The sequence below is a fragment of the Desulfococcus sp. genome, assembly GCF_041737845.1.
GTDB lineage: Bacteria > Desulfobacterota > Desulfobacteria > Desulfobacterales > Desulfococcaceae > Desulfococcus.
The window spans coordinates 1-13,374 of sequence record NZ_JBGSQX010000178.1 but is presented as its reverse complement, the minus strand read 5'-3'; the positions used below and the strand labels follow the sequence as shown (position 1 = coordinate 13,374).

The 13,374-nt window shown below is 63.3% G+C and carries 12 protein-coding genes; 9 read left to right on the top strand and 3 right to left on the bottom strand.

Features of this window, described 5'->3' with window-relative positions; translation table 11 throughout:
• From ACEW8N_RS21825 to serA, 3 genes are all read right to left on the bottom strand, one after another.
• A partial coding sequence (locus ACEW8N_RS21825; RefSeq protein WP_373501988.1) for a hypothetical protein occupies positions 1 to 924 on the bottom strand: 924 nt, incomplete at its 3' end.
• Positions 925 to 989: 65 nt separating this feature from the next.
• The gene (locus ACEW8N_RS21820) at positions 990 to 1,298 is read right to left on the bottom strand and encodes a hypothetical protein (protein WP_373501987.1); all 309 of its coding nucleotides are present in this window, start codon (positions 1,296 to 1,298) and stop codon (positions 990 to 992) included.
• Between the two features lie 105 nt (positions 1,299 to 1,403).
• Entirely contained in the window at positions 1,404 to 2,996 is a 1,593-nt protein-coding gene (gene serA / locus ACEW8N_RS21815; protein WP_373501986.1) for a phosphoglycerate dehydrogenase, read from the bottom strand.
• A 317-nt stretch (positions 2,997 to 3,313) separates the two neighbouring features.
• Here serA and glnD point away from each other — a divergent pair, with 317 nt between their 5' ends.
• The 9 genes from glnD to mutL all read left to right on the top strand — a co-directional run.
• Entirely contained in the window at positions 3,314 to 6,031 is a 2,718-nt protein-coding gene (gene glnD, locus ACEW8N_RS21810; protein ID WP_373501985.1) for a [protein-PII] uridylyltransferase, read from the top strand.
• A gap of 130 nt (positions 6,032 to 6,161) precedes the next feature.
• On the top strand, positions 6,162 to 7,457 hold the full coding sequence (locus ACEW8N_RS21805; protein WP_373501984.1) for an ammonium transporter: 1,296 nt from the start codon (positions 6,162 to 6,164) through the stop codon (positions 7,455 to 7,457).
• Positions 7,458 to 7,480: 23 nt separating this feature from the next.
• Complete coding sequence (locus ACEW8N_RS21800) at positions 7,481 to 7,819, top strand: P-II family nitrogen regulator (RefSeq protein ID WP_373501983.1); 339 nt, start codon at positions 7,481 to 7,483, stop codon at positions 7,817 to 7,819.
• 361 nt (positions 7,820 to 8,180) lie between these two features.
• A complete protein-coding gene (gene argS, locus ACEW8N_RS21795; protein WP_373501989.1) occupies positions 8,181 to 9,851 on the top strand; it encodes an arginine--tRNA ligase in 1,671 nt (556 codons plus the stop codon).
• Between the two features lie 13 nt (positions 9,852 to 9,864).
• Positions 9,865 to 10,653 carry an SPOR domain-containing protein gene (locus ACEW8N_RS21790; protein ID WP_373501982.1) on the top strand — a complete coding sequence of 263 codons (789 nt, stop codon included), beginning with the start codon at positions 9,865 to 9,867 and terminating at the stop codon, positions 10,651 to 10,653.
• A gap of 67 nt (positions 10,654 to 10,720) precedes the next feature.
• Positions 10,721 to 11,008 carry an Asp-tRNA(Asn)/Glu-tRNA(Gln) amidotransferase subunit GatC gene (gatC, locus tag ACEW8N_RS21785; RefSeq protein WP_373501981.1) on the top strand — a complete coding sequence of 96 codons (288 nt, stop codon included), beginning with the start codon at positions 10,721 to 10,723 and terminating at the stop codon, positions 11,006 to 11,008.
• A gap of 13 nt (positions 11,009 to 11,021) precedes the next feature.
• Complete coding sequence (gene gatA, locus ACEW8N_RS21780) at positions 11,022 to 12,485, top strand: Asp-tRNA(Asn)/Glu-tRNA(Gln) amidotransferase subunit GatA (RefSeq protein ID WP_373501980.1); 1,464 nt, start codon at positions 11,022 to 11,024, stop codon at positions 12,483 to 12,485.
• 46 nt (positions 12,486 to 12,531) lie between these two features.
• Positions 12,532 to 12,720 (top strand): hypothetical protein, encoded by a 189-nt coding sequence (locus ACEW8N_RS21775; RefSeq protein ID WP_373501979.1) that lies wholly within the window; start codon positions 12,532 to 12,534, stop codon positions 12,718 to 12,720.
• A gap of 2 nt (positions 12,721 to 12,722) precedes the next feature.
• Positions 12,723 to 13,374: DNA mismatch repair endonuclease MutL (mutL, locus tag ACEW8N_RS21770; RefSeq protein WP_373501978.1), on the top strand; the 652-nt coding region annotated here is incomplete at its 3' end.

Genomic DNA, 13,374 nt, shown 5'->3' with positions numbered 1-13,374 from the left:
CCGGCCGGCGAGGCTGAAGCGCCACGCCCCCGAGGCCGCCGCGCCGAAGGTGAATTCGGCGGAAAGGCGTTTTTCGGCGGGTCCGTCCGGAGCCGCTCGGGGCGGCGTGAGCGCGAAGCGTACCTCCCCGCCGCCCTCGATGCCGGCATCCCCTGCGGCGATCCCGGTTTCCACATGAATATCCACGGCGCCGGAGAGCGCCGGGTCGAGAGCCAGGCCCGCCGCCCGGAGGAGGGGGGCGATGGGGACCCCGGGGGCCGAGATCCGCCAACTGGATCGCCCGGACCGGCGCTCCGCCTCCCCCGTGCAGGCAATGTCCTGATTCTGCAGGACGGCGTGGATCCGGACCTGGAAACGGTGGGGGCCCTCCCGGGGGAAGACGACGCGGAGGTCGACGGGGATGCGGAAGGTCTGCTTTTCCCAGGTGAAGCGGACCCGGGAATGGCGGATCTCGATCGCTTCCGGCAGCAGGGCGGGGCGCGTGGGCGGGGCCTCGGATCGGGCCGGGGCCCCGGAGGGCGATGTTTCGGGCTGGAACTGGTTTTTCAGGCTTTCGAGGTCGATGCCTTCGATGAAGAACCGGCCGTTTTCAATGCCGCAGGTCACCTCCAGGCCCGTGATCGCAACCCGGCCGAGGCGCATGCCGGCCGGGGAATAGTCCAGGCGGACGGCGTCCATGATCGGCCCCGGCCCTTCCGGATCGCCGATGCGCACCGCCGCGATATCGGCGCCGAAGAGGCCCACACGCCGGACGTCCCAGTCAAGATCGGGCAGGCCGAGGGCGTCCAGGGTGCGATAAAATGCCCCGGAGCCCAGGTATGCGGGCAGCACCAGGCCGATGCCGATCCAGAGGGCTGCGGCCGTGCCGATCAGGGCAAGGCATATCTTGAAAAGCGCGGGCGTCCATTTTTGTCGGAAAGCCATTGTCGCTCCGGTGCCCTTCCATCTATCGGTTTGGGGCGGAGGGCGTCATCGGGCGCGATGCGGAATCACCCCTCGCTGTCGACCTTGTCCTCCGCGGCCCGCAATTCTTCTTCCGTGATCAGGCCCTTTTCCACCAGCAGGGGGCCGATGCCCGCCTCGCGGAGGTCTTCATTTTGGAGGATGCTGTCGATGCCCTTGTAGAGGATCTCTTTCCGGTCCCCCGGGCTGAACAGGGTGTTGGTCAGCGTGGCCTCCGATTTCGGGAGGATTTCAACGCCCTGGTCCACGTAGATGAAGTGGTGGGTGAGCAGGAAATAGAGGGCGTATCCCACGACGCCCGCGATGATGATGTTTTTAATGCGTCTGTTGAACATGGCGTATCCCGGCTCCTTTGCGCGGGTGTTGCCGGGTGGGGTTCCGGGCGGGATGAGCCCCGCCCGGCGCTCGTCCCGGCGTGAAGCGTAGCCTTCCTGCGACGGTCATCCGAGGTGCACCTGCCGGACCGAGAGGATCACCGGCAGGGCCCGGATTTCGTCCAATGCCTGTTCGCTGGCCGGAGAGTCGATGTTGACCAGGCACACGGCACGGTCATCCTGCCGTCCCAACTGAAAGCGGCCGATATTGACCTTATGGCGTCCCAGGGTGGTTCCCACATGGCCGATCACGCCGGGCTTGTCGATGTTCTCGATGACGATCATCGATCCGTCGGGGATGGCATCGAGGTAGACATCGCCCATGCGGACCAGCCGCGGGTATTTCTTCTCGTAGACCGTCCCCCAGATCTCGTCGGGCGAAGCGTTGGCGCCCTCGATCCTGAGTTTGATGATGCTTGAAAAATCCTCGGGGGATTGGTCCGTGGTCTCCCGGATCCGCATCCCCTTGTCCTGGGCGATGGCCCGGGCATTGACGTAGTTGATCGGGGTGTCGGTGTAGGCGCCCAGGAGTCCCTTGAGGAGGGCGTGGGTCACCGGCCGGGTCGAAAGCTTGGCGATCTCTCCGCTGTAGGTGATGGTGATGTCATGGACCGCCCCGACCAACTGCCCGATGAGGGACCCCATCTTCTCGGCCAGGGTGAGGTGGGGGCGAAGCCGGGCCATCTCTTCCATGGAAACCGAGGGGAAATTGACGGCGTTGGTGATGACCCCGTCGAGGAGATAGGCGGCCATCTGCTCCGCGATCATCCGGGCCACGTTGACCTGAGCCTCGCTGGTGCTGGCGCCCAGGTGGGGGGTGAAGATGATGTTGGGGTGGCTGAGGACGGCCAGGCCCGGGTCCGGCGGCTCCTTGGGAAAGACGTCCAGGGCCGCGCCCGCGATATGCCCGCTCGAAACGGCGTCATAGAGGTCGTCCAGGTTGACCACCTCCCCCCGGGAGCAGTTAATGAGCCGGGCCCCCGGCTTCATTCTGGCCAGGGTATCGGCGTTGATGAGGTTTTCGGTCTCCTTGAGGCGGGGCACGTGGAGGGTAATGAAATCGGACTGGGCCAGAAGCTCGTCAAAACCCGCCAGCCGGACGCCCATTTTGCCGGCCGCTTCCCGGCTGACGAAGGGATCGGCGGCGACAACCTTCATCTTGAGGCCCAATGCCCGGTCCGCCACGACCCGCCCGATGTGGCCCAGCCCTACGATGCCCAGGGTCTTTCCGGTGATCTCCACCCCCGTGAGCTGCTTCTTCTCCCATTTCCCCTCGCGGAGGGATGCGGTGGCCTGGGGGATGTTGCGGGCCAGGGCGAACATCATGGAGAGCGCATGTTCGGCCGTCGTCACCGTATTCCCCCCGGGCGCGTTCATCACCACGATCCCCTTTTTCGTGGCGGCCTGCTGATCGATGTTGTCCACCCCGATCCCGGCCCGCCCGATGACCTTGAGCCTGGGGGCGTTTTCGAGCACGGCTTCGGTCACCCGGGTACCGCTCCGGACGGCGAGGCCGTCGAATTCCCGGATGATTTTGGAGAGGGCCTCGGGATCGGAGGTCGCCTTGTCGTTGTCCACCACCACCGCGATCTTTCCGGTCGCTTCCAGAATCTCCTTCGCCACAGGGGACATGTTGTCCCGGATCATGACTCTGAACATCGTTTGATCTCCTTGATGAACCCCCTGCGGGAGTTTTGATATGGCAAAAATGTAATTAAATTTTGAATAACAAAACAAAATTGTAACATCCGTCTTTTTCGCGCCTGCGGATTACGGGCGTTTGATGCATTGATTTCTTTATGGTTTTTTATTTTCCACTCCAATGGCATACTGTTTGCTTATCATTATCGCAGGAATGATTCAATGGAAAATTCGCTGCAGTTTCTCTCATCCCGGGATGGGACCGACCGGCGCATCCCTCCCGGGAGACGAGAATTCGGGGAAGGATGAACGCCGATAAGAATTGAAGGAAAGCGATGACGGAGTCAAGCTCAAAAAAACGATACATAGATGCTTCACGGGTGCTCCAGGAAAAGCAGCGGGGGATGGTGTCCCGGTTTTTTTCGCACGATTCTCCCGGTTTCATGGAAAATTACACCCGGCTGCTCGATGATTATTTCCGTGAAAGCTTTGAAAACAGCATGATCGGACCCAATATGGGCATCGACAAGAACCCCTATGCCATGATCGCCCTGGGAGGATACGGACGCCAGGAGCAGTGCGCCCACTCCGACGTGGACATCCTGTTTCTTTTCAAAAAGGAACTCCCCAAAAAGGCTGAAGCGCTCATCCGTGAAATCATCTATCCCCTCTGGGACATCGGGCTGGACATCGGGCACGCCACCCGCTCCCTCAAGGACTGCATCAACCTGGCTGCCAAGGATTTCGAGGTTCTGATGTCCCTTCTGGATGCGCGGTTCGTCTGCGGCATGTCGCCGCTCTATTCCGAGATGGCGGGCCGGATCCGGGAGAAGATCGTCTTCCGCCGGGGGGGGAAGATCGTCGACTGGCTGACGGAAGCGAACCGCGAGCGTCACCGCGTTTTCGGCGATTCCGCCTACCTGCTGGAACCCAACCTCAAGGAGGGGCGGGGCGGGCTTCGGGATTACCATGCGCTGCTCTGGCTCTCCCGGGTCAGGTTCAATCTGGAGACCCCGCGGGACCTCGAATACCACGGATATCTCTCCCACGAGGAATTTCAGGATCTCGAAAGAGCCCTGGCTTTTGTCTGGAAGGTGCGGAGCGGGCTCCATATCCTCGTCCGCCGGAAATACGATCAGCTCCATTTCGCCCATCAGGTCGAACTGGCCGAAAGGTTCGGCTATCGGCAGGGATCGATGCAGCACGGCGTCGAACAGTTCCTGGGGGAGCTTCACGGACACATGGACGTGATCCAGCAGGCGCATCTCCTCTTCTTTCAGGAGGCGGGGACGCCCCGGAAGCGGTTCCTCTTCCATCGGAAGCCCGCCGCGGCCAAGCTTGCGGCGGGGGTGGAGGTCCGGAAGCAGGCCTTGGCCTTTGCCTCGGTAAAAACGGTTATCGACACCCCGGAATGCCTCGTCCGGATCTTTGAAGAGAGCGTTCGGACAGGCCTCCCCCTCGACCGGGAAGCCCGGCGCCTCATCCGGGAGTTCCGTCACCTGATGGACGCAGACGCCGTCCGCCGTCCCGGGGCGGTCCGCGCCCTGGAACAGGTCCTGCTTGAGCCCGCCGCCGGCGCCCATGACGTGCTTGGCGAAATGCACACCACCGGCATGCTCATGCAGTTCGTTCCGGAGTTGAAAACCGTCGTGAATCAGATCGAATACGACACCTACCATGTTTATCCGGTGGACAGGCATCTGCTGAAAACGGTTGCCGCGGTCAGTCGGCTGGGCCTTCCCGATGACGAGGGCCGGGATGCATTCAAGCCGTCCGTCGATAAGGACCTGTGCCGCACCCTGATGGAAGAGCTCCCGGACCGGCGCCCCCTGGTCTGGTCGGCGCTGCTCCATGATGTGGGCAAGGGCACGGGCCTGGCCCATCCCGAGGCGGGGGAGCGCATCAGCCGGTCGGTGCTGGCGCGCCTGGATTACCCCCGGGAGATGATCGACACCGTGGGCTTCCTGGTCCGCAGCCATCAGCTTCTCCCGCACACCGCAACACGGCGGGATATCGACAATGAGGAGACCGCCCTTTTTCTGGCGGGGGAGGTCGGCGACCTGCCGCGGCTCAACATGCTCTACCTGCTCAGCGTCGCCGATCTCAGGGCCACGGGCCCCAAGGCATGGAACGAGTGGACCGCCATCCTCATGAGGAGCCTGTTTCTGAAGGTTCGACATCGGCTCTCTTCGCGCGGGGCCGTTTCCGGGAACACCGTCCGGGCGTTGCGGGATAAGGCCCTCGAGGTCATGGCGGCGATGCCGTCCTCCCGGGACAGGTCGGATGCGGAAACCCTCATGGGCGTCATGTCGTCCCGGTATCTCCTTGGCACCCCCGCGTCGGAGATCCAGGACCATGTCGATCTCTTCAGGGGGCTGGGGGAAAAGCCCTTTGTCTGGCGGATCGATAAGATGCCTGAATCCGACACCCGGAAGGTGGTGGTCCTGGGCCGGGATGTCCCCGGCTTTTTCTCCGACATCGCGGGTGTCCTTGCGCTGAACCGGATCGATGTGCTGGAGGCCCAGGTCCGCACGTGGCGGAACAACACCGCCCTCTGCATCTTCACGGTCACGCCGCCGCCGGACCCCCTTTTTGAAGACGACCGGTGGCACCGGGCGGCCCAGGAGCTTTCCGCGGTTGTTTCCGGGAAACTGGACATCCGGCAGGCTATAGGGGAGAACGCCTCCTCCATGCCCGCGCCGGCGGCATGTCCCCTCGGCCCGCCCGACCGGATCCACGTCGACAACGCCGCCTCGGGCGACTTCACCATCATCGAGGTCCACACCCGCGACATGCCGGGGCTGCTCTACCGGCTGACCCGCACCCTTTTCCAGTGCGGCCTGGACATCTGGAGCGCCCAGATCGCCACCCGGTCGGACCAGGTGGTCGACGTGTTTTACGTGAGGGATTTCGACGGTCGGAAGATCGCATCCCAAGCCGAGATCGAAAGAGTGCGCGCGAGGATCGCATCGGTCCTGCCGCGCGCCCGGGAAGGCCCCTCTCCGGACGAGGAGCGCCCGCCGGAAGCGGCTTCCTGCAACGGCGCGGCATAATGGTTCAACGGGACTGGGGGGACGGGGATTTCCCGCATTGCCGGTCATGTGTCCTCATTTATCATTGCTCTATCTAAATTGCTCTATCTAAACAGGAGAAAAAAAATTGAAATCAGGAGGAAAATGGATCATGAAATGTAAAAGCATCCTTACCACGGCGGTTCTGACCCTGCTGCCCTTTTCAACGGCCTTCGCCGAAGACGCCATCAACAGCGGCGATACGGCCTGGATCATCGTCTCGACGGCCCTTGTCATGATGATGACGCCGGCCGGCCTGGCGCTTTTTTACGGCGGCATGTCACGGTACAAGAACCTGCTCAACACCTTTGCCATGACCTTCGTCGCCTACTGCCTGGGCAGCATCGTCTGGGTGCTCTGGGGATACACCCTGGCCTTCGGACCCGACGTCGGGAAATTCATCGGCGGGCTGGATCACATATTCCTGAACGGCATCACCGTCGGCAGCGTTACCGGGACCATCCCGACCTATGTCTTCGTGGTGTTCCAGATGACCTTCGCGGCCATCACCGTGGCCCTGGTGCTGGGAGCCATCGTCGACCGCATGAAGTTTTCGTCGTGGATCGTCTTCACCATCCTGTGGCTGACCTTTGTCTACAGCCCGGTCTGCCACTGGGTCTGGGGCGGCGGATGGATGCACGCCATGGGCGCCCTCGATTTCGCGGGCGGGAACGTGGTCCACATCAACGCCGGCGTCGCCGGGCTGGTGCTCTCTTCCATGGTGGGCAAGCGGCTCGGCTACGGCAAGGATGCCATGTTTCCGTCGAGCATCACCCTTACGGCGCTGGGGGCCGCCATGCTCTGGTTCGGCTGGTTCGGCTTCAATGCGGGCAGTCAACTGGCCGCAGACGGCGTGGCCGCCTCGGCCTTTCTGGTGACCAATACCTCCGCGGCCGTGGGCGCGCTTGCGTGGATGGCGGCGGAATGGTATGTTAACAAGCGCCCGACGGTGCTGGGCATTGCGTCGGGCGTGGTTGCCGGCCTGGTGTCCATCACCCCCGCGGCCGGATTTGTGGATATGAAGGCGGCCCTGGTCATCGGGCTGGTCGCGGGCGTGTTCGGGTTCTACAGCGTCGCCGTCCTCAAGCGCAAGCTGGGATACGATGATTCCCTGGATGCCTTTGGCGTGCACGGCATGTGCGGCATGTGGGGGGCGCTGGCCACGGGCATCTTCGCCAACCCCGCGATTACGGCGGGCAAGGCGGGGCTTCTCTACGGGAACCCGCGTCAGGTTTGGATCCAGTTCGTCTCCATTGTCGCCACGGTCCTGTTTTCGGCGTTGGCCACCTTTATCGTGGTCCTGGTGACCCGGGCGATCACCGGGGGGCTCCGGGTGGACGAAGAGGATGAGGTCAGGGGCCTGGACGGCGCCATCCACGGCGAACGAGGTTTTGAGATAGAATTCTAAATATAACGACAGGAGGAACGACCATGAAAAAGATTGAGGCGATCATCAAGCCCTTCAAGCTGGACGACGTCAAGGAAGCGCTGAACGAGATCGGCATCCAGGGCATGACGATCTCGGAGGTCAAAGGGTACGGCCGCCAGAAGGGGCACAAGGAGATCTATCGGGGGGCCGAATATGTGGTCGATTTTATCCCGAAAATCAAGATCGAGATCGTCGTGGAGGCGAGCTGGGTGGACAAGGTGGTGGAGAAGATCCAGGCGTCCGCCTACACCGGCAAGCTGGGTGACGGGAAAATCTTCGTGCTGTCCGTGGAAAAAGCGGTGCGCGTCCGCACCGGAGAAAAGGGCAAGGAGGCGATCTAGGCCAGAGCCCACGCAGCTTCTCATTATTTCCCAAAAAGCCGGCCTCTCCGTTCAGAGGCCGGTTTTTTTTGGAAAACAGGCTTCAATCTTGACAGCTCCTTGACTTGGCCGCCAAAACTCTTTATTACTCAGGTTTGATGATTTTGTAAAAAGTAAATTTTCAGACGGTTTTGTAAAAAATTCGAGATCGAGGCTTGTGAACCCCGAGGAATGAGGCCTACTTAAAGTACGCCGCAGTGACGAGGGATGAAGCATAACGCAGATATCGGGGTTTTTACGGAACCGTCAAGTTTGATCAATTCGCAGACTCTCTGGAAGTTCATGAATCCGAATTCCCTGGAAGGGTGACCATACCGTCATGATGAAAGAAAAAATCGCCGCATTGATCCTCCGGTCGGCCCGGAAGGCCCATGAGTCGGGCGTTCTGCCGTCGTCCGAATTTCCCCCGGTCGAGGCCGAGGCGCCCAAGATCCCGGCCCACGGAGATTTTTCCACCAACATGGCCATGGTGATGGCCGGCGGCCAGAAAATGGCCCCCCGCAAGATCGCCGAGGCCATTGTTGCCCATATTTCAGACGCCGAGGGCATTCTGCTGAAGACGGAGATCGCCGGTCCGGGGTTCATCAACTTTTTCATCCGTCCGGAAGCCTGGCATCCGGTCCTGGATGCGATCCATTCCGCGGACGGTCGCTACGGCGCCGTCAACATCGGCGACGGGCGGAAGATCCAGGTCGAGTTCGTGAGCGCCAACCCCACGGGGCCGCTCCATGTCGGCCACGGCCGGGGGGCCGCGGTGGGCGACAGCGTGGCCAACATCCTCGCCTTCTGCGGTTACGACGTCGAGCGGGAGTATTACATCAACGATTCGGGACGGCAGATCCAGACCCTGGGGCGATCGGTCTACCTCAGGTACCGGGCGCTTGCCGGAGAGGCGGTCGACTTTCCCGGGGATTACTATCAGGGGGAGTACATCATCGATCTGGCGCGCCGGGTCCTTGCGGACCAGGGCGACAGCCTGAAGGACGGGGATGAGGCCGCGGCCGTCGATCACTGCGCCCGGTTCGCCGCCGACGCCATCCTGACCGGCATACGCCGGGACCTGGAAGAGTTCGGGGTCCGTTTCGACCGGTGGTACAGCGAACAGAGCCTCTATGATTCGGGCCGGGTCGACCGGACGGTCGAGAATTTCCGGAACAGCGGGCTGATCTATGAGAAGGACGGCGCCCTCTGGTTCAACAGCACCCGTTACGGGGACGAAAAAGACCGGGTCGTGGTCCGCGCCAACGGCCTCACTACCTATTTCGCATCCGACATCGCCTACCACCAGGATAAATACGAACGGGGGATGACCCGCGTCATCGATGTCTGGGGCGCAGATCACCACGGCTATATCCCCCGGATGGCCGCAGCCATCCAGGCCTCGGGCATGAAGCGGGACCAGTTCGACGTCATTCTCGTCCAGTTGGTCAATCTGCTGCGGGACGGCCTTCCGGTGGCCATGTCGAGCCGCGCCGGCCAGTTTGAAACCTTGAAGGACGTGGTCGAAGAGGTGGGCGCGGACGCCGCGCGGTTTATTTTCCTGACCCGGCACTATGAGAGCAAGCTCGATTTTGACCTGGCGCTCGCCAAGAAAAAGAGCAACGACAACCCGGTTTACTACGTCCAGTATGTCCATGCGCGGATATCGAGCATTTTCGCCAAGGACGCCGCTTCCGACGCCTTGGGGGCGGATCGGAATGCCGGGGCGGGGGCTGTCGCCGTCCTGACGGAGGCCGAGGAGATCAGCCTCCTCAAGCTGCTGGTGCGTTACCCCGAGGTGGTCGCGTCAAGCTGCCGGCTGATGGAGCCCCACCGCATCACCTATTACCTGATGGAGCTTGCCGCGGCCTTTCACGCCTATTACAACCGGCATCGGGTGCTCACGGACGACCCTGAGGTGACGGCGGGCCGCCTGCGGCTCGTGAGGGCCGTCCAGAAGATCATCCGAAACGGATTGACGCTCCTGGGCGTCTCCGCGCCGGACAAGATGTGATGCGGCGGGACATATGAACAAGAGAGGATTAAAATCCCGTCCCCTGCCCAGAAAGGCGGCGCGGGAATATACCCCGCCCAGGGAGCGGGGGATCCGTGGCCCCATTTTCCGATGGGGTTTCCTCCTGTTTGTCGCCGTGTGGATGTTCGTTCTGGGGATCATCGTGGGGCGCTACGCGACGCCGGTCGACTTTGATCCCAAACGATTGGAAAAGGAGCTGGCCGAGCTTCGCGCGGAGGAGGTTCAGAAGGAAAAGGAGCGCCTCAAGGCCGAGGCCAAGGCCCTGTACGACCTGGAACTCGACTTTTACAACGCCCTGCCGAGTTCCGCGAAAACCCCGGCGCCGGAACCGGCCGGGGTGGATGATCCCGGCGGGGACCGGCCGGCCTCCCCGATGATCAAGCGGCCCCTGTCCACCAAGCACAGCGCCGAGGCGCGCCAGGAAGCGAGGACCGGCTCACCCCCTTCCCCCGAGGCGGGGGGGGATTCCCCCGTCAGGGCCCCGAAGCCTGCGCCGTCGGAACCGATGGCGCCGGAGCCGGCCCCCCGGGGGATCGCGGCCGACCGGCTCGCCATTCAGGTGGCGTCATTCGTCACTGCGTCGGACGCGGATCGGACGGTGGCCATGCTCAAGGGGAAAGGGTATGCCGGCGTCTACCGGACGGAAGACACGGTGCCGGGCATCGGCATCCGCTACCGGGTCAGGATCGCTCAGTTCACCGATGCCGCATCGGCGCGGGAGGCATTGGGGCGGCTCAGGAACACGGATCATTTTCGGGATGCGTATCTTTTCAGGCGATGACGACCGCCTGAAAAGCCGCCATCCAGACGATTTTGTAACATCATCGACGGGTTCACAGGAAACACGGATGAAAATTACCAAAGAAGAGGTCCTGCACGTGGCGAAGCTCGCCCGCCTGGACATGGACGACGCCGCGGTGGAGAAATTCTCCGAGCAGATCGGCACCATCCTGGCCTATATGGAGTCCCTCGACCAGGTGGATACCCGGGGGGTGACCCCCACTTCCCACGCCGTCTCCCTCGGCAGCGCCTTCCGGGAGGATGAGGAGACGGGCGGTCTGGCACGGGACGCGGCCCTGGTAAACGCCCCGGAACAGGAGGACGGCTGTTTTGTCGTCCCCAGAATCGTCAAGTAAGGGAGGGTCCCGGATGAACCTGTTTGAGCTGACGATTCATGAGGCCCATGAGCTTTTGAAGCGAAAGGAGATCTCCTCCGCGGAGCTGACCCGGTCGGTCCTGGATCGTATCCGGGACGTGGACGGGCGGGTGGGGGCCTATATCACGGTGGCCGGGGAGACGGCCATGGCCGGGGCCGAGGCGGCCGACCGCGCCATCGGAGACGGGCGCATCGGGCGGCTCACCGGCATCCCCCTGGCCGTCAAGGACCTGATCTGCACCCGGGGGCTCCGGACGACCTGCGCTTCCAGGATCCTCGAAAATTTCATCCCGCCCTACGACGCCGGGGTGATCGAGAGGCTCCACGCCGAGGGTGCCGTCATCGTGGGCAAGGCGAACATGGACGAGTTCGCCATGGGCTCCTCCACCGAAAATTCCGCCATGGGCATCACCCGGAACCCCTGGGACCCGACGCGGATCCCCGGCGGGTCCAGCGGCGGATCGGCGGCCGCGGTGGCCGCGGACATGTGCCTGGGCGCCCTGGGGTCGGACACGGGCGGGTCCATCCGCCAACCGGCCTCCCACTGCGGCGTGGTGGGCCTCAAGCCGACCTATGGCCGGGTATCCCGGTACGGCCTGGTCGCCTTTGCCTCGTCCCTCGACCAGATCGGCCCCCTCGCCAAGGACGTGACCGACTGCGCGCTGCTCCTGTCGGCCGTCTCCGGGCACGACAAGCGCGATTCCACCTCCGTCCCCCGCGCGGTCCCCGACTATGCCGCGGCGCTCCGGCCCGACATCGAGGGGCTCAGGATCGGCATGCCCAGGGAGTACTACACCGCCCGGGGGCTCTCGCCCGAGGTCGGGGAGGCCATCCGGGCCGCCGTCCGACGCCTGGAAGAGATGGGCGCCCGGTGCGTGGAAATCTCGCTCCCGCATACGCCCCATGCCGTGGCGGTCTATTATCTCATCGCCCCGTCCGAGGCGTCCTCCAACCTGGCCCGCTACGACGGGGTGAAGTACGGCTTCCGCGGCCCGGGACAGGACGACCTCCTGGAGATGTACCGGAGCACCCGCTCCAGGGGATTCGGCCCCGAGGTCCAGCGGCGGATCATCCTGGGAACCTATGCCCTGTCGGCGGGGTATTACGATGCCTATTACGGCAAGGCCTCCCAGGTGAGGACCCTGATCATGGCCGATTTCCGGAAGGCGTTCGAGGCCTGCGACGTGATCCTTTCCCCGGTCGCCCCGACGCCGGCCTTCCCCATCGGGGAGAATATCGACGACCCGCTGACCATGTACCTCTCGGATGTCTTCACCCTGTCGGCGAACCTGGCAGGCATTCCAGGGATGTCCGTCCCGTGCGGGTTTTCCGATGAGGGCCTGCCCATCGGGCTCCAGATCATGGGGAATCATTTCGATGAAGAGACCCTGCTCAGGGTCGCCTACGCCTTTGAGCAGGCCACGGAATTCCATCTCAGAAAACCGGCGCTGCCATAGGCCGCCGGAATTCGATGCCCCGCTGACGGGGCCACAAGGAGACGCCATGAGCATTCTGCCCCAGGGGGAAGACCTTCGGAACGCGGTGAAATGGGTCGCCGAAGAGCGCAAATCCCATCCCGATAAAGAGCTGGGCAAGCTGGTCCAGGAGGCCTGCGCCCGGTTCGACCTGTCGCCTCTCGACGCGGACTTTCTGGATCGGTTTGTCCGGGAAAAGAGCCCCCCGGTGGTGTAGCCGTGTCCAGGATCAAGATCCTCCCGGAGATCCTCTCCAACAAGATCGCTGCCGGCGAGGTGGTGGAGCGGCCGGCCTCGGTGGTCAAGGAACTCGCCGAAAACGCTCTCGACGCCGGGAGCACCCGCGTCAGGATAGCCGTGGAAAACGGCGGCCGATCCCTCATCCAGGTGTCGGACAACGGCACGGGCATGGCCGCCGATGACGCCCTCCTCTCCATCGAGCGGTACGCCACCAGCAAGATTTACGATGACCGGGACCTCTTTGCCATCGGCACCCTGGGCTTCCGGGGGGAGGCCCTGCCCAGCATCGCCTCGGTGTCCCGGTTTGTCCTGGAAACCCGGCACCGGGATGCCGACGCCGGCATCCGGGTCGAAATCTCGGGCGGAACCCTCCGGAAGGTCACGGAGATCGGCGCGCCGACCGGAACCCTCGTCGCCGTCCGGGACCTCTTTTTCAACACCCCGGCCCGCAGGAAGTTCCTGAAGGGCGTTTCAACGGAGATGAGCCACATCGCCGACACGGTGGCCAACATGGCCATGGGTTGGCCCGGGGTCTCCTTTACCCTCCGCCACGACGGCCGGGAGGTGAAATCGTGGCCGGCGGCGGGCGACCCGGCGCTGCGCGCGGCGGAGGTCCTGGGCCGCGGGGTCG